Origin of the sequence: Streptomyces sp. STR69 (assembly GCF_024519455.1) — a bacterium.
GTDB lineage: Bacteria > Actinomycetota > Actinomycetes > Streptomycetales > Streptomycetaceae > Streptomyces.
On sequence record NZ_JALJRY010000003.1, the window covers coordinates 353,595 to 378,668 of the forward strand.

Genomic DNA, 25,074 nt, shown 5'->3' on the forward strand with positions numbered 1-25,074 from the left:
CTACCCCTGCTGCTGGAGGAGCGTGTTGCACTGCTTGACAGCGTTGTCAAGAGCCGTCTCGGGGCTCTCCTTGCCTTGCAGAGCCTTGGCCACCTCGTTGCGCAGCGCGGTCTTCATCTGCTCACTGAACAGCACCGGCGTGTAATTCACCGCGTTTTTCAGGGACTTGGCGGCGGCGATCCGTACCCGCGTCTCGTCGGTGCCGTCCTCCTTGGTGAAGTACGGGTCGTCGAGGGAGCCCGCGGTGCTCGGGAAGATGGCGACCTTCTTCGCGAACGACATCTGCTGCTGGGCGTCGGTGACGTAGTGCGCGAAGGCCACGGCGGCGGGGGTGTGCTTGGTCTTGGAGTTGACCATCACGCCCATCACGTACATGTTGACGTGGCCGGTGCTGGTGATCTGGTCGGTGATGCCGATGTTCTTGTACAGGCTGGGCGCCTGCTTCTTGAAGTTGTCCAGGTCCAGGGCGCTGCCGGGGTTCATGGCGACGGCTCCGGTGAGGAACTTCTTGCCGGACGACTCGGGGGTGGCGGTGAGCGCCTGCGGGTCGAGGGCCTTCGCGTCGTACAACTCCTTGTACTTGGTGAGGAGTTCGATGCCCTTGGCGTCGTTGAAGGCGAAGGCGGTGCCGGCCTTGTTCATGAGCTCGACGCCGTAGCGGCCGAAGTCCTCGACGGTGGGGACGTTGGCGAGGGTGGCGACCTTGCCGTCGGTCTTCTTCGCCAACTGGAGTGCCTGGGCGAAGAGTTCGTCGTACGTCTTCGGCGGCTGGTCGGCGTCGAGTCCGGCCTGCTTGAACAGGGACTTGTTGTAGAAGAGCGGTCCGGTGTTGAGGTACCAGGGGAAGGCGTAGGTCCCGGTCATGCCCGGTATCTGGTGGCTCGCCCAGGCGCCGGGCAGGTACTCGCTCTTGTACTTCGAGGCCGCCTTGTCCAGGTCCATCGCGAGGCCCGCCTTGGCGAGCGGGGCGACCAGGTCCGGGGAGACGTTGACGACGTCCGGCAGGGTGCCGCCTGCGGCGTCGGCGCTGATCTTGTCGGCGTAGCCCTCGGCGGGCTGGTCGATCCACTTCACATGGGTGCCGGGGTACTGCTTCTCGAAGCCGGAGATCACGCCCTCGAAGTAGGACTTGAAGTTGGCGCGGAGGTTCCAGGTCTGGAAGGTGATGTCGCCTTCGACCTTGCCCGAGGCGTCGGTCGAGCCGCCGTCGTCTCCTCCGGAGCCGCAGGCGCTCAGCGGCATGAGGACTACGGCGGCGGCAGCGGCGGCGAAGGCTCTGCGGGAGATGCGCACGGCGGATCGCTCCTTTGCAGTGGGGGTTGGCCAATCGTGCCGGGGCAGACCTTGCACGCTGTTCGCGGGGTGCGTCAATGGATTCCGCTCAGCTAAATTCATTAGTTGGCCCGATCCGGCCAACATCCCAGCTCAGCAAGGTGTGTTCGCATTCTTGCGGTGGATCACTAATGCGCTTTAGGGTGTGCTGGCTCAAGCGCATTAGTGCGCGGTGCCGATGGAATGGAGAGCGGGCTTGTCAGGCAAGCGGTCACCCGCGCGTCGGCCGACGATGAAGGACATCGCGCAGCGCGCCGGTGTGTCCGAGAGCGCGGTCTCCTTCGCGCTCAACGGCCGGCCCGGCGTCTCCGAGATCACCCGCGACCGGGTGCGCCGGGTCGCGGAACAACTGGGCTGGCGGCCCAGCACCGCGGCGCGGGCGCTGTCCGGGGAGGGTGCGGCGACGGTCGGTTTCGTGCTGGCCCGGCCCGCGGACACCCTCGGCGTCGACTCGTTCTTCCTCCAACTCGTCTCGGGCATCCAGGAGATACTGGCCGAGCGGCATCTCGGGCTGCTCTTCCAGATGGCCGAGGACGTCGACGACGAGTGCGCGGTGTACCGACGCTGGTGGGCCGAACACCGGGTGGACGGGGTCCTGGTGGCCGACCCGCGCACCGCCGACCCACGGCCCGACCTCCTCGACGAACTGGGCCTGCCCGCCGTGGTGATCGGCGGCGCACCGGACGAACGGCATCCCGGTCTGTCGACGGTGTGGGCGGACGACGCGGGCGCGATGGCTTCGGTGGTCGACGAGTTGTACGCGCGCGGCCACCGCCGTATCGCGCACATCGCCGGTCTGCCGGGCCTCGCGCACACCGAGCGGCGGATCCGCGCCCTGCGCGCCGAGGCCGCGCGCCGCGGGCTGACCGAGGTGCACTCGGTGACGACCGACTACTCGGACGCGGCGGGCGCCGCCGTCACCCGCCGGGTCCTCGAAGTCGCCGCTCCCCCAACGGCGTTGATCTACGACAACGACGTGATGGCCGTCGCCGGGGTGGCCGCCGCGACCGAACTCGGCTTCTCCGTACCGGCGGACGTGTCGGTGGTCGCCTGGGAGGACTCGGCGCTGTGCCGGATGGTCCGGCCGTGGCTGTCGGCGCTGTCCCGGGACAGCGTGGAGTTCGGCCGTACGGCGGCCCAGGAGTTGACCGCGTTGCTGGACGGGGGCCCGGCGCGCACCGTGCGGGTGCCGGTGCCGCGGCTGATCGAGCGGGACAGCACAGGTCCGGCCCGGGTGTGAAAGTGCTGTGTCTCCCGGTTCGAGCCCGAATCGCCGGACACCGCCGGGTACTTCGTGTGAGGCTTTGCCCATGACTTCCGAAGACCCGCTGGCCGACCGGCTCCAGCTCGACCGGCCGCACTCCGCCCGCGTGTGGAACTTCCTGCTGGGCGGCAAGGACAACTACGCCGCCGACCGTGAAGCCGGCGAAATGATCGTCAAGATGTTCCCGGACATCGCCCTGCTGGCTCGCCTCCAACGAGGCTTCCTGGTGCGGGCCGTGCACTATCTCGCCGCGGAGGCGGGCATCCGCCAGTTCCTCGACATCGGCACCGGTCTGCCGACCGTCGACAACACGCACGAGGTCGCGCAGCGCATCGCGCCCGAGAGCCGGATCGTGTACGTCGACAACGACCCGCTGGTGCTGGTGCACGCGCAGGCGTTGCTCACCAGCACGCCCGAAGGGGCCTGCGCCTACGTCGAGGCCGATGTCCGCGATCCCGAGACGATCCTCGAAGCCGCGGCCCGGACACTGGACTTCAGCAAGCCGATCGCCCTGACGATGCTCGGCATCCTGGGCCAGATCCCGGACTCGGACGAGCCCGAGGCCGTCGTGGCCCGCTTCCTCGACGCCCTGCCCCCGGGCAGCTATCTCGCGCTGACCGACGGCACCGACACCAACCCGGCGCTCAACCAGGCGATCTCGGTGTACAACGCCAACTCCGCCAGCTCGTACTATCTGCGCAGCCCCGCGCGGGTGACGGCCTTCTTCGACGGTCTTGAGGCCGTCGAGCCAGGCATCGTCCCCATTTCACAATGGCGGCCCGAGCCTGTCGACGTGGGCAGTGACACGTCCGACGTCGTGGACACGATCTGCGGCATCGGCCGCAAAATCTGAGCGGCAACACAGAAGCGGGGTACCGGCGTTGGGCCGGTACCCCGCTTCTCTGCCTGTCCGTCGAGTCAGAGCCGGAACAGCGCCCAGACCGTCTTGCCGCCGCCCGCCCGCAGGTTCCAGCCCCATGAGTCGCTGAGCGCGGAGACCACCTGGAGGCCGCGCCCGGACTCCGCGAACTCGTCGGGGTGCCCCTCCACGGGTATGCGGTCGCTGTCGTCGGTGACCGCGCACACGGCGTACGGCAGCCGGTCCCACACGGCGAGCCAGAGTGAAGGCTGTTGCACCACCGGGGAGTTGGGCGCCCGGCCGTAGCGCAGCGCGTTGCTCACCAGTTCCGACACGGTCACCGCCATGTCGTCGACGAGTTCGTCCCCGGCCCGGTCGGCCAGCGCGGCGCGAGTGAAGTCCCGTGCCACATGCGCCGATTGAGGCATCGGGGGCACGGCCAGGACGGAACAGAGTGCCGGGTTGCCCCCGTCCCCGACGGTGGGGACCAGGGTGATGGTCTGCCCCGGTGCGGGTCGACCCACCTCGTCGACGGCCCGGCACAGCCACTCCCAAGTGCCCTCGATCCGCTGGGAGTCGAGCGGCCGTACGACTTGCTCTGCGGACATCGCGACCCCTGAGACCCCAAGAGAACAACTGCGCGCGCTACACCTGTCCGGAACATGGTCCTCCGACTGACCCTGCGAACGCAAGTGCATCGGCAATTACCGCTGCAATTGCAGATGATCTTGCGAGCGGTGCCCCCGAGGGCTATCGTCCTCCACATCACCAATGGATGCAATTGAAGATGCAATTGCATCCGATCTTCCGGGGGAGCGATGAGGCCTCAGATCGAGCACGCGAACGGCATGTCGGCGACCCTGCTGAGCGGCGCGGAGTGGCGCAAGAGCCACCACAGCAACCCCGAGGGCAACTGCGTCGAGTTGGCCGCGCTCTCCGACGGCCACATCGCCGTGCGCAACTCGCGCCATCCCGAAGGTCCGGCGCTCGTCTACACCAGCGCCGAGATCTCCGCGTTCGTCCGCGGTGTGAAGGACGGCGACTTCGACGGCCTACTCCCCGGCCGCTGAAGTCAGGCAAACCCGCGGATGGCCGGAAGGCGCCGGACACAGGCCGGCACCTTCCGGCTCCTTCACTCCCCGCAGTTATCCGGAACCTCGGTGCTACGATCCTGTTTTGAGTCCCGAGAACTTGCGGACTGTATCGGCGCGACCGCCGAGGGGATGAACATGACTGCAGCTCAACCGGAACACGCCCCCCTGGGCACAGACGTGCTGAGCCTTCAGCGAGGTGGTCCGACCGTCCAGCGCATCATGCTGGGCACCCGGCTGCGCCGGCTGCGCGAGTCCCTCAACATCACCCGGGACACGGCCGCTTCGGCCATACGCGCCTCGGACGCCAAGCTCTGCCGGATGGAATTGGGCCGCGTCGGCTTCAAAGAGCGTGACGTGGCCGACCTGTTGACGCTGTACGGCCTCCACGAGCCGGAGGCCCGCCAGGAGTACCTGGACTCGGCCCGTCGCGCCAACGAACCCGGCTGGTGGCGCGCCTACGGCGACTCCTTCCCGGCCTGGTTCGAACAGCACCTGGGGCTGGAGGAGGCCACCTCCCTCATCCGCACCTACGAAGTCCAGTTCATCCCGGGCCTGTTGCAGACCGCCGGGTACGCCGAGGCCGTCATCCGGCTCGGCCGCCCTGTCGACAGCCCGGACTCGATCCAGCGCCGCGTCGAACTCCGCATGACCCGCCAGGAGTTGCTGAGCAGGCCCGGAGCGCCGAAGCTGTGGGTCGTGGTGGACGAGGCGGCGCTGCGCAGGCCGCTCGGCGGGGTCGAGGTGATGCGCGACCAGCTCCGGCATCTCGTCGAGACGGCCGCCCTGCCGAACGTCACGCTGCAGGTGCTGCCCTTCGATGTGGGCGGCCATGCGGCGGCGGGCGGTCCGATCACCGTGCTGCGCTTCCCGGTCCCGGACCTGCCGGACATCGTCTATCTCGAACAGCTCACCAGCGCCCTGTACTTGGACAAGGCGGAGGAGGTCGACCGCTATCTCGCGGTCATGGACCGGCTGAGCCTGGTGGCCCTGCCCGGCCCCGAGTCGGTGGTCTTCGTGGAGAAGCTCCTCAAGGACATGTGAGGTCGGGGTCGGGGCACGGTCCGCTCAGACCCGCGACCTGTACAGCCCGAACTCCGCGATCCGTACGGTGTCCCGGGCGGCTGTCACGCGGACCCGCCAGCGCCGGGCGCGTACGGGCGCGGGCAGCAGCAGGATGCGACTGGCGCCGATCGTCCCGGCCCGGGCCACCTCGGTCCAGTTCCCGTCGACGTACGCCTCGACGACGAATGCCTCGACCTGCTGGCCGTACCGTCGGACGTCCTCCGCCAACCGGACGCGGTCCACCTCGTGTTCCGTCCCGAGGTCGACGGTGACCCGTCCCGGTGAGACGGCCGTGCGGGCTCCACGCGCCAGGTCCTCGGGCAGTTCCCGGTCCACGCGCTCACGGAACTCGCGCAGCCGCGCCACGTCCGGGTCCGCAAGCAGGCCATCGGTGTCCGGCGGCACATTGAGCAGCAGAACCGCGTTGCGGCCCACGGATCCGAAGTAGATGTCGGTCAACTCCTCGACACTCTTGGGGAGTTGGCCCGGGTGGTAGAACCAGCCGTCGTGGATCGACACATCGCACTCGGCCGGCCACCACTGGAGGTAGTCCGTGTTCGGCTGCGCCGCCACGAGCGCGTCGCGACTGCCCTCGTCGGGGGTGTCGTAGGACAGCGCCCAGTCCGTGCGGCCGTACTGCTCCTCCTTGACCGGGAGGACGCTCCACTCGTCCTCCCGCGCGGTGCCGCCCTCGTTGCCGACCCACCGCACGTCAGGGCCGGTCACGGCGATCGCCGCGTCCGGGGCGAGTGATCTGACCAGGGTGTACCAGCTGTCCCAGTCGTAGTCCTCGACCTGGCCCGGCGGGATGCGGCCCTGGGCGCCGTCGAACCACACCTCGTCGATCGGGCCGTACTCGGTCAGCACTTCGTAGAGGGTGTTGAGCATATGGGCGCCGTAGTCGGTCGCGTCCAGCGTGTAGAAGGCGTCCGGAGTGCGGTCGTCGCCCTCGACGAGGGTGGGGACGGTTCGGGTGGCGCGGGCGCTGCCGTTGGCGTAGACGCCGTGGAGGTACTGGTTCTCGTCCGCGGGCGAGAGGTAGACGCCGGCCTTGAGACCGTACCGTCGCATGGAGTCGGCGAAGGAGCGCAGTACGTCGCCCCGGCCCGCACGCCAACTGCTGTAGGCCACCGTGTGGTTGGTGTAGCGGGAGGGGTAGAGGACGAAGCCGTCGTGGTGCTTGACGGTGAGGATGGCGAGCTTGAAGCCGCCGTCGCGCAGGGCGCGGGCCCACTGGTCGGTGTCGAGGCCGGTCGGCTGGAACACGTTCGGGTCCTCGTCGCCGGTCCCCCACTCCAGGCCGGTGAAGGTGTTCACGCCGAAGTGCAGGAACGCCGTCCGCTCCAGTTGCTGCCAGGCCACCTGCCGTGCGGTGGGCCGGACTTGCGAGGCCTTGCGGACCAGGTCGGCTTCGCTGTCGTCCGGACTGACGGGGATGCGGTAGCGGGAGTCGGACGGGGGCGGGGGCGTCGCGAGGGCGGGGGTCGTCGCGGTGCCGGTCGCGGCGAGCGCGGTGGCCGAGAGGACGAAGAGACGTCTGGAGAGGGCCATGGGGTGGGACTCCTCTGGTCAGTGGGCGGTCAAGTGCCAGACTGCGGGCCGGTGCTGGTCCGGCGGGTACTGGGAGAGGCTGCCGTCGTCGGCGACGCTCAGCTCCATCTGCGTGATGGCGTTCACGAGTCGGTAGCCGCCCGCCGTGGGCGCCAACTCCCAGCGCTGCATGGTGTTCGCGGTGTCGCAGGGCTGCGGGATCGCCGCGACCCCCGGCTGGAGCGGCACGTTGAGGGTGAGCTTCCCGCCCTGTATCTCCAGGCAGCCGTCGGCGGTCCGTACCGTCGCGTAGCCGTCCGGTGTGCGCTGCACGGTGGCGTCGAAGGAGGCACCCGCCGTCCGGAACGTGTACGTCCCGTCCGCCACCGGTACCCGGGTCAGGTCCCGCCATCCGGGCGCGTGACCGACTGCCGTGCCCCGCGCGGTGAACTGGGCGTAGGTGGCGTCGGGGTGCGGGTCGCCCCAGGTCGCCTGGGCGAGGTGGCGCAGCGCGGGCTCGGTGTCGGCGGCGACCTCGTTCTCGGTCTCGCCACGTCCGTTGTCGGGCCAGAGGCTGATCTTCGCCCCGGTGATCCCGGCGCTGGAGGTCAGCTTCTCGCCCTCGAAGCTCCGCGGGTCCCAGCTCTGGTCGTACAGCGACTCGGTGTCGCTGTGGAAGCCGCCGCGCACCAGGTAGAGGGAGTAGGCCGCGTTCATCAACGGGTAGCCCTGGGCGATGAGTTGACTCGGTTTAGTCTGGACGTTCAACCAGTGCTCGACCGTCGTGCCCGGCGCCACCGGCACGGTGTTGGCGCCGGTGAGCCCGTCGTTCCAGATGCGCAGCTGCTTGCCCTTGCTCGCGGCGTAGGCCTGGACGCGGTTGATGAAGTCGATGTAGGCGTCCTGCGGGGTGGCGTTCGCGCCGTACTTCTCCTGGGCGTAACGCAGCATCTGCGGGTACTTGGAGTAGTCGGAGCCGAGCATGTACTCGTCGGCGCCCATGTGCCAGGACGGCGCGGTGAAGACCTGCGCGTACTCGTCCATCAGGCTGGTGTAGTAGTCGAACGCCGCCTGCTGGGTGACGTCGAGCCGGGCGGGCTGCTTGTTGCCGTCGCTGTCGGTGAGCTGGAGGTCGGGGCGGTTCTCTATCCACGGGTCCATGTGGCCCGGGGAGTTGATCTCGGGAATGATCTCGACGTGGTACTTGTCACCGAGGGCGACGAGGCGGCGCAGTTCGTCCTTGGTGTAGTAGCCCCAGGTGTTCGCCTCGGGGTGCGCGTCGCTCTTCACCTTGATTTCCAGGAGCAGTTGGTTGAGCTTGTGGTACGCCATCTCGCGCACCAGGTTCTCCAGCCAGGGCAGGGAGATGTGGATGTAGCAGGCGCAGACGCCGACTCCGCGCTCCTTGTACCGAGGGACGTCGACCGTGCGTCCGGCCGGTATGTGGTCGCCCTGGGCGAGGAGTTGGAGGAGGGTGCGGGTGCCGTAGAAGGCGCCGGTCTCGGTCGCGCCGGTGACCGACAGCCGCCTGCCCGCCTGGAGTTCATAGCCCTCCGCGCCCAACGAGCCCTGCGTCGGCCGGACTTCGATCACGATGTCGCCGGGTCGGGCGGCACCGCCCCGTACGACGGGCACCGTTCCGTGACCCGCCGCCTTGAGGTCGTCGGCGAGGGTGTCGGCGACCCTGCGTTCACTCGCGCTGCCGGCCACCAGCCGGGTCCCGGCCCCGAAGTCGTAGCTCCCGTTCTGCGGGGTCCAGTTGGACAGCGCGGGCACGGTCACCGGAGATGCTGCCTGCTCCTGCCGGGCCGCGACCGCCGGCGCTGCGGACGCCATGAACAGCGCGAACACCGCCGCGAAGCCGATCAGCCGGAAACGTCTCTTCCCACGCTCAGCCATGACACTCCACCGGTCGCGATTGATCGGACGACTGATGATTGGACTGCGTTCAGGGACTGTCAACGGGCGACGGGAGCAGTCGAGTTGAGCCATTGATCGGATGACCAGCACGTCAGTCGCTACGCGCCCGGAACCGGCTCGTGAAAAGTCCAAGAAGAGGGGAGCGAATGTCCAAGGCCGGTCGCCTCTCGACGCGGCGCCTGGACCGAGGCACAGTTCTCCCTACGTACTCGCGAGTAGATTGAAGGAGCGCGCCCGTGACCAGCTGGATCGGCCGTACCGCCGCCGAGATCTCCGCCGCCGTACGCGAGAAGCGGGCCACGCCCCGTGAGGTGGTGGCCGAGCATCTCGCCCGGATCGAGCGGCTGGACGGGCGGATCGGCGCGTTCCGGGTGGTGCGGGCCGAGGCCGCGCTCGCGGAGGCCGACGCGGTGGGCGCACGGGCCGACCTGGCCGAACTGCCGCTCGCGGGCGTGCCGGTGGCCGTGAAGGACAACCTCGCCGTGACCGGCGAGTCCACCCGGGTCGGTTCGGCCGCGACCCCGGACACGCCCGCCGACCACGACCATGTCACCGTGGCCAGGCTGCGGGCGGCGGGCGCGGTGGTCGTGGGGCTGACGAACGTGCCCGAGCTGTGCGTCTTCGGCAGCACCGAGGGCGTCTACGGCACGGCCCGCAACCCGTGGGACACCACCCGCACCGCCGGGGGCTCCTCGGGCGGCAGCGCGGCTGCGGTCGCGGCGGGCATGGTACCGATCGCGCTCGGCAACGACGGCATGGGCTCGCTGCGCATCCCGGCGGCGAACTGCGGTCTGGTCACGATCAAGCCGGGGTTCGGGGTGGTGCCCGCCGGCATCGGCGACGGCGACTGGTTCGGAATGTCCGAAAACGGGCCCTTGGCGACGACCGTCGAGGACGTCCGGCTGATGTTTTCGGTCATCGCGGACATCGAGGTCGTACGCCCTGATGAGCCCACCTCCCGGAAGATCGCCGTCTCCGTGCGCAGCCCGCTCGCCGGGGTCGCCGTCAGCAAGCCGTATACGACCGCCGTCCGGGAGGCGGCCGGGCTGCTGGCCAAGGCGGGGCACGCGCTGCACCGCGCCGATCCGCCGTATCCGCTGTCCCTGAGCACCACCTCGCTCGCGCACTGGACGGCGGGCACCTCGGTGGACGCGGCGGGGCTCGACCCGCGCAGGCTGACGCGCCGGACCCGGGTGCACGCGGCGATCGGGCGCCGGTTCGTGAACGGCGTCCGTACCGGGAGGAGCCGGGAGCAGCTGCGGGAACGGCTCACGCCGTTCTTCGCCGAGCACGACATCCTGCTGACGGCGGCGCTGGCCCGCCGCTCCCCCAAGGCCGGGCCGTGGCACGAGCGGGGCTGGCTGCTGAATGTGCTGGCCAATACCAACTACTCGCCGATGACTCCCCCGTGGAACCTCACCGGCTGGCCCGCGATGTCGGTCCCGTTCGGCACCCTGCCCTCGGGCGCGCCCTGCGCCGTACAGCTGGTGGGGCGGCCGGGGTCGGAGGCGGCGCTGCTGGAGCTGGCGGAGCAGTTGGAGAAGCTGCACCCGTGGGTGCGGACCGCGCCGCTCGACTGAGGGTTCCCGTCAGAGGGAGCGGTACATGATGTGCAGGCCCACGCGGCCGTCCCGGGGATGGTCGAAGGCGTCCGGCACCGTGCCCAGGATCGTGAAGCCGAGGGAGAGCCAGAGCTTGACGGCGGGGTTGGTCTCGACGACCGCGTTGAAGACCATGCCCCGGAAGCCCTGGTCGCGGGCGGCGGTGAGGATGTGTTCGGCTAGGGCGCGGCCGATGCCCCGGCCGCCGTGGTCGGGGTCGACCATGAAGCCGGCGTTGGCGATGCGGGCCGCGGGGCCGCCGTAGTTGGGGGTGACGAAGGCCGAGCCGACGATCGTTCCGTTCTCGTCCTCGGCGACGTACACGCGCTTGGGCGGGGACGTCCACAGGGCCCGGGCCGCCTCTTCGGAGGTGTCCCGGGCCCAGGTGTAGGTGTCGCCGGCAGCGACGATCCGGTGCCAGAAAGGCCAGATCCGCGGCCAGTCGTCGGCCGCGGCTTCTCTGATCAGCATGGGCGCGATTTTCGCACGCCCATGCTGTCGGCGATCGCGATGGGTCCCGTGGGGTTCAGTCCACGCTGGGCAGGATGTGGGGCTCGGCGAGGTCGTCCTCGTATCCGGCCAGTCGGATGGGGGCGGACCGTGCCCACACGGCCAGGCTGCCGAGCTCGTCGGACCGGTGGCCCGCACGCTCCGTAGGTTGCTGGGGGCGTTGCTCGCGATTCGTCTTTTCCGGTGTCACCGCGCACTCCTTATGTGTCGGGTCACCCTCGGGGCATACCGGCCATTCTTCGGTCCGGTACCTGAGGCCCGCTCGGGTGTGGGTTGAAGGCAGTTCGGACGCGGTGGCGCCGGTTACTCGTGTGAGAGCAGGCCGTTGTGAACGGCTTGCCCCGGGACGGACCACGGGTGTGGGTGGGACCCCTTGTTGCTGTCCGTCTGCCTCAGATTAACCAAATGAGCGGGCTGCCGCTCGATGGGGCTGAAAACATGGGGTAAATAATAGACACGCGCGGCCACAAGGTCCGGATGGGTCGCCACCGCGGTACGTGGCGGCCGTACGGGAGCACACGTGAGGTCGGCCGCGGGGAGTCGGCCGGTGGCGAGGTAGGCGTTGACGGTGTCGTTGACGCAGGTGTCGCCGTAGTCGGTGCCGTACACCCCGTGCCGGTAGGAACCGGTGACGGTGACGAGCCGGGAAGCGGGCCACCTGGCGTGCATCTGCCGGGCCTCCGAGTACGGCACCCGGGGATCGCCGGTGGCGTTGACCATGAGCGCCGGGATGTCGTTGTGGACGGTGGTGACCGGCCGCTCCTTGGGCCGCGGCCAGAAGGAGCACGGGGTCACGTTGTTGAGGAACGGGCCGAACAGCGGGTGCCGGGCCCGGGTCCGTTCGATCGCGCGCCAATGGACCTCGGTGTCGCGCGGTCCTGGGGTGTCGGCGCACAGGTACGCGGTCTGGGTGCTGCCGTACGCGGAGCCGTCGCCGGTCAGCGTCGCCGCCAGGAAGGCGGTGAGGAACGCGTCCGGCTCGGCGTGCCCGGTGTCGGCGGCCCGCTTGAGTGTGCGGAAGACACCCGCGACGAGCGCGTCCCCCTCCTCCGTGTCGTCGCCGAGGACCGCGTAGTCGAACAGCGGCGCCACGTGCCGGTCCACCCGGTAGGGGCCGATGGCCAACGGCCGCCCGACGGCCGCGGATTGGATGCCGTCGAGGGTGGCGAGCACGGCGTCGGCGGTGCCGCCCAGCCCGTATGTACGGTCGTGGGCCGCCGCCCAGCCCGCCCAGTGGCGCAGGGCGTCCTCGTTGACCTGCTCGGTGCCGTACTCGGCCCAGGGAGCGAGGCGGCTCGGATCGTGCACTCCGTCCAGGACGACACGGTCGGTGCGGCCGGGGAACATCGCCGTGTAGACCTCGCCCAGATAGGTGCCGTACGAAACGCCGTAGAAGGAGATCCGGCGCTCGCCGAGGGCGGCGCGGACGGCGTCCATGTCGCGGGCCGCGTTGCGCGTGGAGACGTAGGGCAGAAGGGCTCCGGCGCGGTCTCGGCACTGCTCGGCGAGGCCGCGCTCGAAGGCCCGCATGCGGTCGAAGCCCGCCCGGTCCGGTCCCGTCGAGCGGAAGTACGTCTCGGTGCGCCAGCCGCAGTCCAGTGGTGTGTTGCGGCCGGTGAAGCGCGGGTCCACGCCGACGATGTCGTAGCGGCGGGCCGTCTCCCCCATCGCCGCGCTGACGGCGGGCAGGGACTCGATCGCGGGATCCGCCGGTCCGCCCATGTTGTAGAGCAGCGTGCCGATGCGGTGCGCGGGGTCGGCGGCCCGGAGGCGGGCCACCGCGATGCCGATCGTCCGGCCGGCGGGGGTCGCGTAGTCCAGGGGCACCTTCAGATCGGCGCATTGGGCGCCGGCCCTGTCGAGAGCCTTGCCGGTGTCGTCGTCGGGACCGCGGGCACAGGTCTTCCAGACGAGGCGCCGGTGGTCCGGAGACGGGTCCGTGGGTGTGGTCGGGGCCGGGGCCGACGGGAAAGCGACCGCGGCCGTCGGGAGGGCGGCGACGGCCAACAGAGCGGCTGCCACCGCCCTCCCCAATCCCACGCGGAACGTGATCGTCATATCACTCACTGTAGCCATCCCTGGTGGGGGCTGTATTCCGATTTTTAGGGCGTCACCGCTCAGTCCCCGACCCGTACCAGCCCGCTCTCGTAGGCGAAGATCACCGCGTGGATACGGTCCCGTAGGCCGAGTTTGGTCAGGATCCGGCCGAGGTGGGTCTTGACGGTCGTCTCCCCGACGAAGAGGCGGTGCGCGATCTCCCCGTTGGCCAGTCCCCTGGCGACCAGGGCCAGGACTTCCCGTTCCCGCTCGGTGAGAGCCGCCAGGCGGCTGCGCTGGGCGGGCGCGGACGCGGGGGCGTGCAGGACGAAGCGTTCGACCAGGCGCCGGGTCAGCGAGGGCGCCACCATGACCTCGCCCCTCAGCACCGCGCGGACGGTCACCAGGATCTCCTCGGCGGGGGCGTCCTTGACGAGGAAGCCGTTCGCGCCGGCACGCAGGGCCGCGTAGGCGTACTCGTCGAGGTCGAAGGTGGTGACGAGGAGGATGCGGGGCCCGTGGGGCTGCGCGCACAGGATTTCGGTCGCGGCGAGCCCGTCCAGGCCCGGCATGCGTACGTCCATCAGGACTAGGTCCGGCTCCAGCGCGGCCACCCCCGCGATCGCCGCGTCACCGTCGGCGGCCTCGCCCACCACGGTGAGATCGGGCTGGCTGTCGACGACCATCCGCAGCCCCATCCGGATCAGCTCCTGGTCGTCGCAGATCAGCACCCGGAACGATGACGACGATGACGCGGTGCGATCCGGGGTCGGGTCGAGGGCGGTCATGCGGTCGCCGCGGTGGGCTCGGGCTCGGCAGGACGCAGGGTCGCCACGACGCGGTAGCCGCCGTCGGGCGTGGGGCCGGCGTCGAGGCGCCCGGCGTAGAGGGCGGTGCGCTCGCGCATGCCGGTGAGTCCACGACCGGACGCGAGCAGCGGAGCGGGGCGTTGGCCCGCCCCTCCGGCTTCCGTTCCGGCCGAGTTCTCCACCCTGACGCGGACCAGCCGCCCGGGCCCCTGCCTACCGGTGTCGACCCGTACGTGAACCGTGGCGTCCGGCGGAGCGTGCTTGACGACGTTGGTGAGCGCCTCCTGCACGATGCGGTACGTCTGCGCGGTCAGATCCGCCGCAAGGCCGTCCCGTTCTCCACGAAGGTCCAACAGGGCGCGTCTGCCGCCCGTGTCGAGGCGTCCGACCAGCCGCCGCAGATCGGCCGAGAGGTCTTCGCCGGCCCCATCGGAAGCGGAACCGGAGTCGCCGGCCGGGGCGTTCGCGTCGGGAGTGCGCAACACCTCCAGCAGTCGGCGCAGTTCACCCAGGGCCTCGCGGCCGGTCGCGCTGATGACGCCGAGAGTCCGATCCACGACGGCGGGGTCGATCTGCCGCATCAGCCTGCCGCCCTCGGCGTTCAGCACCATCACGCTCACGCTGTGCGCGAGGACATCGTGGATCTCGCGGGCGATGCGCGCCCGCTCCTCGGCGACGGCGACCCGGGCCAGGGCGAGGCGTTCCGACTCGGCGAGCGCGGCCCGCCGCTCGAACTCGGCGACGTAGGCGCGCCGGGCACGCACGTACTCGCCGAACACCCAGGCCCCGGCCAGCAGAAGCCCCACCGCGAGCGAAGTGAGCCAGGCGCCCCGGGCACCCGGGCCACCGCCGTAGTCCCGCTGCCACGCGGGAATCCACAGCAGCACGCAGCCGGCGGCGCAGACCACCGTCACCGCTGCGGCGCGGCGCAGGCCACGCACGGTGAGGGTGGCCAGGGCCGCGGCGAGGGCGACGGCGCCGCGTCCCGGCTCCTGTCCCCACACCTGTCCGAGGTACTGCGCCCAGAACACCGCCGTCACCAGGGCCGCGACCAGCACCGGCCGGCGGCGACGCCACAGCAGGGGCAGTACCAGGGCGACGTACACGACCACCTGCACCCAGACCGGCCGCCAGCCCGGCTCCGGTCGGATCACCGGCGGCACCGCCACCAGCACGACCAGCAGGGCGTCCGTCAGCCACGGGTGGCTCCGCCGCAGGCGGGACAGGGTCTCGATCAGTCGATACACCACCTCACGCTACGGCCGGGCCCGCTCCCCCACATCGTCCCGGCGGGCGTCATGGGGTCCTCCCACGGTCGTACACGTACCGGCCGGGGACACGACGTACGGCCACCCGGGGCGCTTCCACCATGGCCGCCATGTCGATCACCACCGAATTCCTCAGACGGCCCCTCATGACCGGTGCCGTGGCGGCCAGTTCACGACGGCTGGCGTACGCGATGACCGAGGGCATCGGCCTGGAGGAGGCCCGGCTCGTGGTCGAACTCGGCCCGGGGACCGGGGTGTTCACCGACGCGATCCTCGCCCGGCTCGCACCCGCCGCACGGCTCGTCGCGATCGAACTCAACCCGGTGCTCGCGGCACGGCTGTCGGCCACCCGGCGCGACGCACGCCTGACCGTCATACGGGGCTCGGCCGCCGAACTGGCCGCCGCAGTGGGCGAACCGGCCGACGCGGTGGTCTCCGGGCTGCCGTGGACGGTCATGCCGCGGGAACAGCGCGGGCACATCCTGGACGCCGTGGCCGAAGTCCTCGCGCCCGGCGGCCGGTTCACCACCTTCGCCTACCTGCACGCGTCCTGGACCCCACCCGCCCGTCACTTCACCGCCGAACTGGCCTGCCGTTTCGGCAAGTTGGAACGCTCGACCGTGGTGTGGCCGAACCTCCCACCCGCCTTCGTGCACCGGGCCACCCGGAAGCCATGACCGGCCGGGATACGGCCGCTCACCGGTCCGGCTCGGCAGTGGCGGTCAGGGTGCGGTCCAACCAGCCGATGATCGTCGGGAACACCTCGGGCAACTTGCTCACCGCGCAGTGTCCGGTGTCGGGGACGAGGTTCACGACGGTGTCGCGGCGGCCCTGGAACACCAGGGTGTCGTGCTGGGGCACATGGACGTCGTCGGCGCCGTTGACCACCAGCATGGGGTTGTTGCAGTCCTGGTCGAGCAGCGGGCGCAGGGAGAACTCGGCCCTGCCCGCGACCAGTTGCTCGGGGGTGGGCGGTGCGTCGAAGCCCATCGCGTTGCCGACGATCCCGTCCATCCCGAAGGCGTACATCCGCTCTTCGGTGAACGCCGTTTCGACCGGCCCGCCCAGCACCACGGCGGCGTCGACCTCACCACCGAGTCCCGACCGGGCCGAGAAGTGCCCGCCCATCGAGATGCCCACGTGCGCCACCACGCCGTTGCCCAGCGACCGGGCATGTCCGATCAGCCCGCTGACCAATTCCGCGCCGCCGGAACCGGTCATCGGCACCGTCGATTCACCGGTGCCCGCGATGTCGAACACCAGCACAGCGACGCGCAGATGGGTGGCGAGGAGCACCATCAGCCCGTGCACATCCATCTTCCAGCTGTCCACGCCGCCGCTGGCGAGCACCACCGGCCGGTCGGCGGGAAGGTCGAGGGGCGCAAGCAGATGGACCGGGACACTGGTCGCGCCTCCTCGGTACGGCAGTTCCAGCACGTACCGCTCGAAGCGCAGCCCGAACCCGGGAGCGGCGAGCCGGTACTGCTCCAACTGCTTGGCGAGCGCGACGCGCTTGCTCTCGTCGGCCAGGGCGGGGAACTTCGCCCATCCGTAGGCCAGCGCCGCCTGCTCATGGGCTCCCGCGTCGGCATAGGCCGCGGCCAGCTTCGACCATTCATGGACCCACCCGCCCGGAGCGTCCGCCCACATCTCGGTGACCGCGGCCCGCACGGCGTCGACGTCGGCCACCGGCAGCCCGGTGTTGACCATCTGCGGATACCGCTCGCCGAACAGCTCCGACGCGTCCAGTGGCCATTGGTAGGGCATGACGGCTCCTTCCGCTTCTTCTGCGACACTGCCACTAACGCAGATATCTTGCGTTAGTGGACGCTACGCTCGCCCGGACACAAACGCAAGATCCGTGCGTTAACGTGACGTGGTGAGCAAGAACGAGACGAGCGACCAGGCAGAGGCGTCCCGCCGTCCGGGCGGCCGGTCCGCGCGGGTCCGCGCCGATGTCCTGCGGTCGACCCTGGAAGCGCTCGCCGAGAACGGCACGAGCGGCTTGACGATGAGCGAGGTCGCCCGGCGGTCGGGCGTCCACGCCACCTCGATCCAGCGACGCTGGGGCGCCCTGCAGAACCTGGTCCTGGACGCGCTGCTGTCCTACAGCCAGGAACAACTACCGGTCCCCGACACCGGGAACCTCCGGAACGACATGGTCGCGCTGGCCCGGCTGATCGCGGTCTACCTGAACACTCCCCTGGGCGCCGCGCTGGCCCAGGCGCTGGCCACGGCCGAGGAAGATCCCCAACTGGCCGAGAGCCGCGCCCAGTTCTGGCAGACCCGCTACGACGTCACCCGGATCATCGTCGACCGCGCCATCGACCGCCACGAGCTGGCGGCCGACACCGATCACCGGCTCACCCTCGAACTGCTGGTCGCACCGCTGCATTTCAGGGCGCTGCTCATCCGGCAGCCCATCGAGGAGGACCGGATCGAGCGGATGGTCGACACCCTCCTGCACGGCCTGGCCGGACCGGGCTCCGCCCGCACACGGCCCGACTCCCGGTGACACCGAGGCCCGCGCCGGCGAGAACATGACCTGCGTCACTGAAGGCGTCGCGCAGTTCAGATCCCGTTGGCTGCGCCGAAAGCTCGCCATGATCTCCTGGCGTTCCGCACAGGCTGTCTCGCGGGAGGACTGACGCGTGGAGTTGCGCAGCGTCGAGGAGCTGATGGACCTGCTGTACGCCTGCCGGGGCGCCTGGGACACCCCGGACCGGAGCGGTGATCCGGTCGATCTGCACGACCACGCACTGCAGACGGCCGCGCTGCTGCGCCGAAGTCGCCCCGCCGACAAGGAACTTCAGATCGCCGGCCTGGTCCACGACATCGGACATCTCCTGCAACCCGGGGACGACGCCGGACACGCCGACCACGCGGCGGACGCGGTACACGCCCTGCTCGGCGCACGGGTCGCCCACCTGGTCCGGCTGCACGTGCCCGCGAAGCGCTATCTGGCCACCGCCGCACCGGACCACGACCTGTCCGCGCAGAGCACGCTGACGCTCCGCGCGCAGGGCGGCCCGATGTCCCGCGCCGAGGCCGCGGCCTTCGAGCGCGATCCGCTCGCCGACGACGCGATCACCCTCCGCCAGGCCGACGACGCGGCCAAGGTCGTCGGCTTCGACGCCGGGGTCCTGGAGGACTGGCGCACGGTCCTGGGCATAGTGGCCACCCGGAACTCCCGACTGCCCAACTCCCGCCTGGGGGCTGTCGACTGACGGTCCGTCATGAGATCGTACGGCGATGACGTCGTCGTCGTTCGGTCTGCGGGGTCGGGCCGTCCTGGTCACCGGCGGTACGCGCGGGATCGGTCACGCGGTCGCCGAGGCGTTCGCCGGGGCCGGGGCGCTGGTGTGCGTGAGCGCGCGGGACGCCGGTGAAGTGGGGCGCGTCGCGGCGGAGTTGGGCGGGGTCGGGCTCGCCGGGGATGTCGGCGACCCCGAACACGCGAGGGAGTTGGCCGAGTTCGCGCTGCGCGCCTTCGGGCGGATCGACGTGGTCGTCAACAACGCGGCGACGAACCAGCCGTACGGCCCCCTGATGGAAGCCGATCCGGACGCGTGGCGGACGGCGTTCACCGTGAACGTCGAGGCGCCGCTGCGGTTGACGCAGTGCGTGTGGCGGGCGTGGATGCGGGAGCACGGCGGCGCGGTGGTCAACGTGTGCACCGAGGGCGCCGGGCATGTCGGGCCGAACGTGGGGGCGTACTCCACCAGCAAGGCGGCGCTCCTTCACCTCACGCAGCAGCTCGCGGGTGAACTCGCGCCGGGGGTGCGGGTCAACTCCGTCTCCCCCGGACTCGTACGCACCGAGATGGCGCGCTTCGTGTGGGAGCCGGGCGAGGCGGAGGTCGCCGCGGGGCTGCCGCTCGGGCGGATCGGGGAGCCGGCCGACATCGCACGGGCCGTGCTGTGGCTGGCCTCCGACCAGGCCGAGTGGATCACCGGGGCGGATCTGCTGGTGGACGGCGGGACGCGGGTGCGGGCGGCGTACGCGTCGGGCGGGTACGCCGTCCACGACCGGCTGAGGTCGGCGGGGCCGCCCCGCCCGTAGCGGCTCCCTGACGGGATTACGGGAACAGGGCGATCCCCACGAGGATCAGCAGGACGATCCCGGCGACGAGAGCGACCGTGGCCCAGGTCCCGCGGTGCTTCACCGCGGTCGTGGGCCCGCCGCCGCGCGGGCGGTCCTCCGGCAGGACGGGGTGGGCCGGACGGTCGCTCGCATAGAACTGGTCGTCGGTCGGATAGTGGTTGCGCGGGTCCTTGAAGGCCCTTGGATCGATGCCGTGTGCACTGGCCATGGGAACTCCTCGCGCGGCACTCACCAGGGCCGGGGCCCGGCGCTCACCGGGACTCGGGTCCGGGGTGGCGGGTTACCACTTGCCGGGCGCGTAGTCCTTGAGGAAGACGCCGTACAGGTCCTCGCCCTGCTCGCCGCACACAATCGGATCGTAAACCCGTGCCGCCCCGTCGACCAGGTCGAGCGGTGCGTGGAAGCCCTCCTCGGCAAGGCGGAGCTTGTCGTAGTGGGGGCGTTCGTCGGTGATCCAGCCGGTGTCGACGGAGGTCATGAGGATGCCGTCGGTCTGGAACATCTCCTGGCCGCTGGTCCGGGTCACCATGTTCATGGCGGCCTTGGCTGCGTTGGTGTTCGGGTGTCCGGCGCCCTTGTAGCCGCGGCCGAAGACGCCCTCCATCGCCGAGACGTTGACGATGTACGCGCGTCCGCTGGCCGCGGCCTTGGCGGCGGCGGCCATGGCCGGGCGGAGCTTGCTGATCAGGATGAACGGCGCGGTGTAGTTGCAGAGTTGGGTCTCAAGCAGCTCCACCGGGGAGATCTGCTCGATGGTCTGCACCCAGGTGTTGGTGTCGACGACGTCGGGGACCAGGCCGCCGGCGTCGATGGCGGTGCCGTCGAGGTGCCGGGCGACGCTGGCGTTGCCCGCGACCAGGGCGAGGTCGGCGACCTGCTGGGCGTCGAGGCCGCTGATGCCGACGGGCAGCGCGGCCAGTCCGTCGACCGCGCCGGAGCCGAAGGCGCCGATCACGTGGTGGGCGGGCAGCTCACCGGCGGGCAGCGGGGCGCTCTCGCCGTCGACGAGCGCGGCGTAGGCGGACGGCAGCCGCCGTACGGTCTGGGTCGCGTTGTTGATGAGGATGTCGAGCGGGCCCGCCTCGGCGACCTGGTCGGCGAGGGCCACGGCCTGGGCCGGGTCGCGCAGGTCGATGCCGACGACGTCGAGGCGGTGGATCCAGTCCGCCGAGTCGTCCATGGCCTTGAAGCGGCGGATGGCGTCCTTCGGGAAGCGCGTGGTGATCGTCGTGTGGGCGCCGTCGCGGAGCAGCCTCAGCGCGATGTACATGCCGATCTTGGCGCGACCGCCGGTGAGCAGGGCGCGCTTGCCGGTGAGGTCGGCGTGGACGTCGCGCTTCTCGCGGTTCAGGCGGGCGCAGTCGGGACAGAGCTGGTGGTAGAAGTAGTCGACTTCCACATAGCGGGTCTTGCAGGTGTAGCAGGAGCGCGGGCGCTGCAGTATCCCGGCGATCCGGCCCTCCTCCGTCACCGACGACGGGAGCAGACCCTCGGTCTCGTCGTCGATGCGCTGTGCGGAGCCGGTCGCGGTGGACTCGGTGACGGCCTTGTCGTGCGCGGTCTTCGCGGCCCGGCGCTCCTGACGGCGGCGCTGCTTGACACTGCGGTAGATGCCCGCGGTGGCCCGGCGCACGGTGATCGCGTCGGGGTGGTCGACGTCGATCTTCTCCAGTTCGTCGAGCACGCTGAGGCAGACGGCCAGCCGCTCGGGGTCGATGCCGGGCCCGTACACGACCTCGTCCGGGGTCGTGGAGCCGTTCTCTGTCACCGTCATCGCGCTGCCGTTTCCTTGGGTGATCCGCGGCGGCGCTCCGATCGCACCAGCCGTCGAACAGGGAATTTTACGGAGCGCCGGGCCGCAGCACCAAACTCGTGCCGCGTCACGACCCACAGGCGGTGATGAGTGTCTCCACCTCCTCGGTGAGGGCACGGGCGAACAGATCGAGATCCGGTACGGCCGCCGCGTCCGCGACGAGGCCGTAGTGGACGTGTCCGCGGAAGGTGGAGACGGCGACCGCGAGGGACTGGCCGCCGGCCAGGGGGGCGTACGGGAACACCGCGGTGACCGGGTTGCCGCCGAGCTTCAGCCCGATGCCGGGCAGCGGGACGCTGGTGACGAGGATGTCGAACCAGAGCCGGGCGGCCTGTGCGGCGAAGGGTCCGCCGAGCCGGTGGCCGAGCGCGGGGACATGGTCGGCGAGCAGGGCGACGGCGCCCGCGCCCCGGTTGGGTCCCGCGTCCTTGTTGCGGTCCATGGCGGCGCGCACGGAGTCGAGCCGGGCGAGGGGGTCCGGGTCGTCGACGGGCAGCCGTATCAGGTAGCCGGACAGCCGGTTGCCCTGTGGCTGCGCGCCGCGCGGGCGGCGTTTGGAGACGGGGATCAGGGCGCGGGGCGCGACGCCCTCGCTGCCGTCGCCGCGTTCGTCGAGCCAGCGGCGCAGGGCGCCCGCGACGACGGCGATGAGCACGTCGTTGACGGTGCCGCCGACGGTCTTGCGGATCCGGTGCACGTCGTCGAGGTCGACGACGACTCCGGCGGTACGACGGGTGCCCGACGGCTCGGAGGCCAGTGCCGCCGACGAGCGGACGTCGAGGGTCGAGCGGGCGACGGACGCCCCGATGTCGAGGGCCCGGCCGACGTCGGACAGGGCGCCCCGCAGCAGCCCGGGCAGCTTGCGCACGTCGGGCAGGAGGCCGCGCGCGGGCTCCTCGGGGCGTGGTCGCCGCTCGGGCATGTCCATCGGGTCGAGGATCGCGGCGGCGAGGGTCAGCGCCCGCAGTCCGTCGGCCAGGGCGTGGTGGAACTTGAACAGCACGGCGAAGGAGACACCGTCCTCGCCGGGCAGCACATGCGCCTCCCACGGGGGCCGGCCGCGCTCCAGCGGGCGTTCCATGAGCCGGCCGGCGACCTCCTGGAAGTCGGCGGTGGGGGCGTGCAGCCGGACGTGCTGGAGCGGGTCGAAGTCGGGGTCGGGCTCGCGGGTGGCGCTCCCGAAGGACAGGGACAGCGGCTGCCACACGTCCCGGATACGCATCCGCAGCCCGGGGACGGCGGCTGCGCGGGCGGCGAGAAGGTCGGCGGCGTGGGCTCCCGCGGTCGGCGAGTGTGCCGAGAAGACGCCGAGTGCGCCCAGGTGCATCGGGTTCAGGTCGGACTCGATGTTCCAGAACGCCAGGTCGAGAGGAGCGAGCAGGTCGGAAGTCAAAGGCTTGCCTCGCGTCGACTAGGGGTGAGCAAGCAGTCAAGCGCCGACAAGCGATTACGGTCAAGTACGATCAAGCTACGCACAGTTAACAGCAGATTACATCCGGCCCCGATCCCACCCCTCCGAGAGGGGTGGGACTCAGGATGCGCCTGAGATCACTTCAGTGCCGGTGGTCCCGCCTGGGGTGACGTACCCCACTCCGACGGGTGCGGGCCGACCGTGAAGTCCAACGACCGTACGGACCTCAGCAGCCCGGTCGTCAGATAGGTGCGGTCGTACGACACCCCGTCCGTCCGGGCCGCCTGGATGTAGCGGTCGTCGGCGGAGGTGCCGGGCGCCTTGACGGTCAGGGCGCCGTGCGGGTAGTAGCGGCGGTCCAGGGTCAGGTCGACCCGGTCGAAGACGGGCGTGGACAGGCCCCAGGTGTCGTAGCCGGGCTGGACCGGGAAGATCCCGATCGACGACAGGACGTTCCAGGCAGACATCGTGCCGAGGTCGTCGTTGCCGGTCATGCCGGTCGGGCCGTCCGTGAACAGGGTCAGTGCCGCATGGACGACATCGGTCGTCTTCCACGGCTGTCCGGTCGACAGGTAGGTGTACGGGGCGATCAGGTCGGGCTCGTTCTGCGGGTTGTACTTGTCCGCGTTGTAGTAGTCGTACGGCCCGTTGACCCACACCTCGCGGGCGGTCTTCGCCGGATCGGCGAGCAGCTGGTCGTAGGCGAAGAAGGAATCGAGCCGGGCGTTGGCGGCCTGCCGGCCGCCGATGAGGTCGACCATGCCGGGCAGGTCCTGCGGGACGAGCCACTGGTACTGCCAGGACGTGCCCTCGTGGAAGCCCTCGCTCTGCGCCGGATCGGCAGGACCGACGAAGGCACCGGAGGCGTCGCGGGCGCGGAAGAAGCCGGTCGACGGGTCGAAGATGTCGCGGTAGCTCTGGGCGCGGGCCGCATAGCGTGCGGCATCGGCCCCGTGGCCCAGCTCGCGGGCCATCTGCGCGAGCATCGCGTCCGAGAGGGCGTACTCCAGGGTGGCCGAGGCCCCGTGGTCGTAGTCCGAGTCACCGGGCTTCGCGTGCGGGCGGTCCTTGATGTACGGCGCGAAGCCTTCGGCGATGTACTCCTTGTTGGCTTCCCGCCCGACCGCCGCCGAGTCGGTGGGCGGCACGCCGTCGGCGTTCTGCTTCAGCGCCCGGTAGGCACGCTCCTCGTAGCCCTTCAACAGGCCTTGCTGGTAGGCGTTGGTGAGGAACGGCGTGACCGGGTCGCCGGTCATGATGTTCGTCTCCACCGTGCCGTAGCCCCACTTGGGCAGCCAGCCGCTCTCCTCGTCGATCCTGATCACCGAGATCGCCATGTCGCGGGCCTCGCGGGGTGCGAGCAGGGCGAGAAGCTGGGACTGGGTGCGGTAGGTGTCCCACAGGGACCAGTTCTGGTAGTAGGTGAAGCCCTTCGCGTGGTGGATCTTCTGGTCCCAGCCGGTGTAGCGGCCGTCGGCGTCGCTGCCGATGTTCGGCGCGAGGAACGACCGGTACAGGGACGAGTAGAAGGTCCGGCGCAGACTGTCCGAGCCGTCTTGGGCGCGGACATCGTCGAGCCGGTCCTCCCAGGCCTGTTGGGCGCGGTGGCGCACGGCGTCGAAGGAACTCCCGCCCTCCGCACGGAGGTTGACGGCCGCGCCACGTGCGTCGACATACGAGAGGGCCGTGGTCGCCTCGACCGTACGGTCCTTGGTCGTGTCGAAGCGGACGTACGCGCCGCCGCTCCCGCTTCTCGAACCGGCCGTCACCGTCGCGCCGTTCCAGGTTCCGTAGGTGGTGAAGGGCCGGTCGAAGCGGGTGATCGTGTAGACGGTGTACGGCTTGGTGTCCTGGCAGAAGCCGCGGCCGGTGATGGTGGTGCGCACGGTCCGGTTGTCGAGGACGTCCACCTTCGCGGAGACGCCGGAGTGGAGCGACTGGGCCGCGTTCAGCAGGACGTTGGCCTTGTCGGTGGCCGGGAAGGTGTAGCGCTGGACGCCGGTGCGGGCGGTCGCCGTCAGTTCGGCGTCGATGCCTGTCTTCAGGCCGACTTGGTAGTAGCCGGGGCTCGCGTGCTCGTCGTCGTGGCTGAACTCGGCCGCGTACTGGGCGTAGTCCGTCTGCGTCACCTCGCCGGTCGTGGGCAGTACGGGCAGATCGCCGCCGAGCCCGCAGCCGACGCCGGAGAGGTGCACGAGGGAGAAGCCGCGGATGTGGTTCTGGGAGTAGTCGTAGCCGGTGTTGTGGCCGGTGTCCGGCGAGAACTGCACCATGCCGAAGGGCACGGCGGCGCCGGGATAGGTGTTGCCGTCGTTCTCGGTACCGATGAACGGGTTGACCAGGTCGGTGAGTCGACCGTTGGCAGAGGCTGCGGCGGGGGCGGCGAACAGTGCGGACACTGCCACCGCCCCCGCCATGCACAACCGCAGGCGCCGGGTCCATCTCATGGGTCCTCCAAGG

Annotated in this window: 23 protein-coding genes; 9 read left to right on the forward strand and 14 right to left on the reverse strand. The window is 70.5% G+C overall.

Annotated features, from left to right (window positions below; all coding sequences use genetic code 11):
• Window positions 1-1,293, reverse strand: a complete 1,293-nt coding sequence (locus tag OC490_RS07910) for an ABC transporter substrate-binding protein (RefSeq protein ID WP_262057092.1) — start codon at window positions 1,291-1,293, stop codon at window positions 1-3.
• Window positions 1,294-1,564: 271 nt separating this feature from the next.
• Here OC490_RS07910 and OC490_RS07915 point away from each other — a divergent pair, with 271 nt between their 5' ends.
• Together OC490_RS07915 and OC490_RS07920 are read left to right on the forward strand one after the other, a co-directional pair.
• The gene (locus OC490_RS07915) at window positions 1,565-2,572 is read left to right on the forward strand and encodes a LacI family DNA-binding transcriptional regulator (RefSeq protein WP_262057201.1); all 1,008 of its coding nucleotides are present in this window, start codon (window positions 1,565-1,567) and stop codon (window positions 2,570-2,572) included.
• Window positions 2,573-2,642: 70 nt separating this feature from the next.
• Window positions 2,643-3,449: an SAM-dependent methyltransferase gene (locus OC490_RS07920; RefSeq protein ID WP_262057093.1), complete on the forward strand. Its 807-nt coding sequence runs from the start codon at window positions 2,643-2,645 to the stop codon at window positions 3,447-3,449.
• A 65-nt stretch (window positions 3,450-3,514) separates the two neighbouring features.
• On the opposite strand, the gene OC490_RS07925 is transcribed toward OC490_RS07920, so the two are convergent.
• The gene (locus OC490_RS07925) at window positions 3,515-4,063 is read right to left on the reverse strand and encodes an ATP-binding protein (protein WP_262057094.1); all 549 of its coding nucleotides are present in this window, start codon (window positions 4,061-4,063) and stop codon (window positions 3,515-3,517) included.
• Window positions 4,064-4,273: 210 nt separating this feature from the next.
• Here OC490_RS07925 and OC490_RS07930 point away from each other — a divergent pair, with 210 nt between their 5' ends.
• Window positions 4,274-4,525, forward strand: coding sequence for a DUF397 domain-containing protein (locus OC490_RS07930; protein ID WP_200709817.1), 252 nt, complete (start codon window positions 4,274-4,276; stop codon window positions 4,523-4,525).
• 159 nt (window positions 4,526-4,684) lie between these two features.
• Complete coding sequence (locus OC490_RS07935) at window positions 4,685-5,590, forward strand: helix-turn-helix domain-containing protein (RefSeq protein ID WP_262057095.1); 906 nt, start codon at window positions 4,685-4,687, stop codon at window positions 5,588-5,590.
• Between the two features lie 24 nt (window positions 5,591-5,614).
• On the opposite strand, the gene OC490_RS07940 is transcribed toward OC490_RS07935, so the two are convergent.
• On the reverse strand, window positions 5,615-7,162 hold the full coding sequence (locus OC490_RS07940; RefSeq protein WP_262057096.1) for an alpha-L-fucosidase: 1,548 nt from the start codon (window positions 7,160-7,162) through the stop codon (window positions 5,615-5,617).
• 18 nt (window positions 7,163-7,180) lie between these two features.
• A complete protein-coding gene (locus OC490_RS07945; RefSeq protein ID WP_262057097.1) occupies window positions 7,181-9,040 on the reverse strand; it encodes a beta-N-acetylhexosaminidase in 1,860 nt (619 codons plus the stop codon).
• Window positions 9,041-9,297: 257 nt separating this feature from the next.
• Here OC490_RS07945 and OC490_RS07950 point away from each other — a divergent pair, with 257 nt between their 5' ends.
• Window positions 9,298-10,641 (forward strand): amidase, encoded by a 1,344-nt coding sequence (locus OC490_RS07950; RefSeq protein WP_262057098.1) that lies wholly within the window; start codon window positions 9,298-9,300, stop codon window positions 10,639-10,641.
• A gap of 9 nt (window positions 10,642-10,650) precedes the next feature.
• Here the strand turns inward: OC490_RS07950 and OC490_RS07955 are convergent, their stop codons facing one another.
• From OC490_RS07955 to OC490_RS07975, 5 genes are all read right to left on the reverse strand, one after another.
• Window positions 10,651-11,133 carry a GNAT family N-acetyltransferase gene (locus OC490_RS07955; protein WP_262057099.1) on the reverse strand — a complete coding sequence of 161 codons (483 nt, stop codon included), beginning with the start codon at window positions 11,131-11,133 and terminating at the stop codon, window positions 10,651-10,653.
• Window positions 11,134-11,188: 55 nt separating this feature from the next.
• On the reverse strand, window positions 11,189-11,362 hold the full coding sequence (locus OC490_RS07960; protein WP_262057100.1) for a hypothetical protein: 174 nt from the start codon (window positions 11,360-11,362) through the stop codon (window positions 11,189-11,191).
• Between the two features lie 113 nt (window positions 11,363-11,475).
• Entirely contained in the window at window positions 11,476-13,230 is a 1,755-nt protein-coding gene (locus OC490_RS07965; RefSeq protein WP_262057101.1) for an alpha/beta hydrolase, read from the reverse strand.
• 59 nt (window positions 13,231-13,289) lie between these two features.
• The gene (locus tag OC490_RS07970) at window positions 13,290-13,997 is read right to left on the reverse strand and encodes a response regulator (RefSeq protein WP_262057102.1); all 708 of its coding nucleotides are present in this window, start codon (window positions 13,995-13,997) and stop codon (window positions 13,290-13,292) included.
• Window positions 13,994-15,265 carry a sensor histidine kinase gene (locus OC490_RS07975; RefSeq protein WP_262057103.1) on the reverse strand — a complete coding sequence of 424 codons (1,272 nt, stop codon included), beginning with the start codon at window positions 15,263-15,265 and terminating at the stop codon, window positions 13,994-13,996. The genes OC490_RS07970 and OC490_RS07975 overlap by 4 nt, the downstream gene beginning before the upstream one ends.
• Before the next feature lie 131 nt (window positions 15,266-15,396).
• On the opposite strand from OC490_RS07975, the gene OC490_RS07980 reads away from it, so the two are divergent.
• Entirely contained in the window at window positions 15,397-15,963 is a 567-nt protein-coding gene (locus tag OC490_RS07980) for a class I SAM-dependent methyltransferase (RefSeq protein ID WP_262057104.1), read from the forward strand.
• A 19-nt stretch (window positions 15,964-15,982) separates the two neighbouring features.
• Here the strand turns inward: OC490_RS07980 and OC490_RS07985 are convergent, their stop codons facing one another.
• A complete protein-coding gene (locus tag OC490_RS07985; protein WP_262057105.1) occupies window positions 15,983-17,053 on the reverse strand; it encodes an esterase FrsA in 1,071 nt (356 codons plus the stop codon).
• 112 nt (window positions 17,054-17,165) lie between these two features.
• Between OC490_RS07985 and OC490_RS07990 the strand changes: the two genes are divergently transcribed.
• From OC490_RS07990 to OC490_RS08000, 3 genes are all read left to right on the forward strand, one after another.
• Entirely contained in the window at window positions 17,166-17,801 is a 636-nt protein-coding gene (locus OC490_RS07990; protein WP_262057106.1) for a TetR-like C-terminal domain-containing protein, read from the forward strand.
• A gap of 136 nt (window positions 17,802-17,937) precedes the next feature.
• On the forward strand, window positions 17,938-18,513 hold the full coding sequence (locus OC490_RS07995) for an HD domain-containing protein (RefSeq protein ID WP_262057107.1): 576 nt from the start codon (window positions 17,938-17,940) through the stop codon (window positions 18,511-18,513).
• Window positions 18,514-18,538: 25 nt separating this feature from the next.
• Complete coding sequence (locus tag OC490_RS08000; protein WP_262057108.1) at window positions 18,539-19,348, forward strand: SDR family oxidoreductase; 810 nt, start codon at window positions 18,539-18,541, stop codon at window positions 19,346-19,348.
• Window positions 19,349-19,364: 16 nt separating this feature from the next.
• On the opposite strand, the gene OC490_RS08005 is transcribed toward OC490_RS08000, so the two are convergent.
• The 4 genes from OC490_RS08005 to OC490_RS08020 form a co-directional block, all read right to left on the reverse strand.
• Window positions 19,365-19,598 (reverse strand): hypothetical protein, encoded by a 234-nt coding sequence (locus OC490_RS08005; RefSeq protein WP_262057109.1) that lies wholly within the window; start codon window positions 19,596-19,598, stop codon window positions 19,365-19,367.
• Window positions 19,599-19,670: 72 nt separating this feature from the next.
• Window positions 19,671-21,164, reverse strand: coding sequence for an SDR family NAD(P)-dependent oxidoreductase (locus OC490_RS08010; RefSeq protein WP_262057110.1), 1,494 nt, complete (start codon window positions 21,162-21,164; stop codon window positions 19,671-19,673).
• 106 nt (window positions 21,165-21,270) lie between these two features.
• Window positions 21,271-22,596: a wax ester/triacylglycerol synthase family O-acyltransferase gene (locus OC490_RS08015; protein WP_262057111.1), complete on the reverse strand. Its 1,326-nt coding sequence runs from the start codon at window positions 22,594-22,596 to the stop codon at window positions 21,271-21,273.
• 155 nt (window positions 22,597-22,751) lie between these two features.
• Complete coding sequence (locus OC490_RS08020) at window positions 22,752-25,061, reverse strand: GH92 family glycosyl hydrolase (RefSeq protein ID WP_262057112.1); 2,310 nt, start codon at window positions 25,059-25,061, stop codon at window positions 22,752-22,754.
• Between the last annotated feature and the right edge of the window lie 13 nt (window positions 25,062-25,074).

What these genes read in the sequence shown, in the direction of transcription:
- OC490_RS07945 (WP_262057097.1), bottom strand. Translation starts at nt 9,040, where the DNA reads ATGGCTGAGCGTGGGAAGAGACGTTTCCGGCTGATCGGCTTCGCGGCG.
- OC490_RS08005 (WP_262057109.1), bottom strand. Translation starts at nt 19,598, where the DNA reads ATGGCCAGTGCACACGGCATCGATCCAAGGGCCTTCAAGGACCCGCGC.
- OC490_RS07930 (WP_200709817.1), top strand. Translation starts at nt 4,274, where the DNA reads ATGAGGCCTCAGATCGAGCACGCGAACGGCATGTCGGCGACCCTGCTG.
- OC490_RS08000 (WP_262057108.1), top strand. Translation starts at nt 18,539, where the DNA reads ATGACGTCGTCGTCGTTCGGTCTGCGGGGTCGGGCCGTCCTGGTCACC.
- OC490_RS07935 (WP_262057095.1), top strand. Translation starts at nt 4,685, where the DNA reads ATGACTGCAGCTCAACCGGAACACGCCCCCCTGGGCACAGACGTGCTG.
- OC490_RS07920 (WP_262057093.1), top strand. Translation starts at nt 2,643, where the DNA reads ATGACTTCCGAAGACCCGCTGGCCGACCGGCTCCAGCTCGACCGGCCG.
- OC490_RS08020 (WP_262057112.1), bottom strand. Translation starts at nt 25,061, where the DNA reads ATGAGATGGACCCGGCGCCTGCGGTTGTGCATGGCGGGGGCGGTGGCA.
- OC490_RS08010 (WP_262057110.1), bottom strand. Translation starts at nt 21,164, where the DNA reads ATGACGGTGACAGAGAACGGCTCCACGACCCCGGACGAGGTCGTGTAC.
- OC490_RS07985 (WP_262057105.1), bottom strand. Translation starts at nt 17,053, where the DNA reads ATGCCCTACCAATGGCCACTGGACGCGTCGGAGCTGTTCGGCGAGCGG.
- OC490_RS07940 (WP_262057096.1), bottom strand. Translation starts at nt 7,162, where the DNA reads ATGGCCCTCTCCAGACGTCTCTTCGTCCTCTCGGCCACCGCGCTCGCC.
- OC490_RS07970 (WP_262057102.1), bottom strand. Translation starts at nt 13,997, where the DNA reads ATGACCGCCCTCGACCCGACCCCGGATCGCACCGCGTCATCGTCGTCA.
- OC490_RS07980 (WP_262057104.1), top strand. Translation starts at nt 15,397, where the DNA reads ATGTCGATCACCACCGAATTCCTCAGACGGCCCCTCATGACCGGTGCC.
- OC490_RS07925 (WP_262057094.1), bottom strand. Translation starts at nt 4,063, where the DNA reads ATGTCCGCAGAGCAAGTCGTACGGCCGCTCGACTCCCAGCGGATCGAG.
- OC490_RS07965 (WP_262057101.1), bottom strand. Translation starts at nt 13,230, where the DNA reads ATGACGATCACGTTCCGCGTGGGATTGGGGAGGGCGGTGGCAGCCGCT.
- OC490_RS07955 (WP_262057099.1), bottom strand. Translation starts at nt 11,133, where the DNA reads ATGCTGATCAGAGAAGCCGCGGCCGACGACTGGCCGCGGATCTGGCCT.
- OC490_RS07915 (WP_262057201.1), top strand. Translation starts at nt 1,565, where the DNA reads ATGAAGGACATCGCGCAGCGCGCCGGTGTGTCCGAGAGCGCGGTCTCC.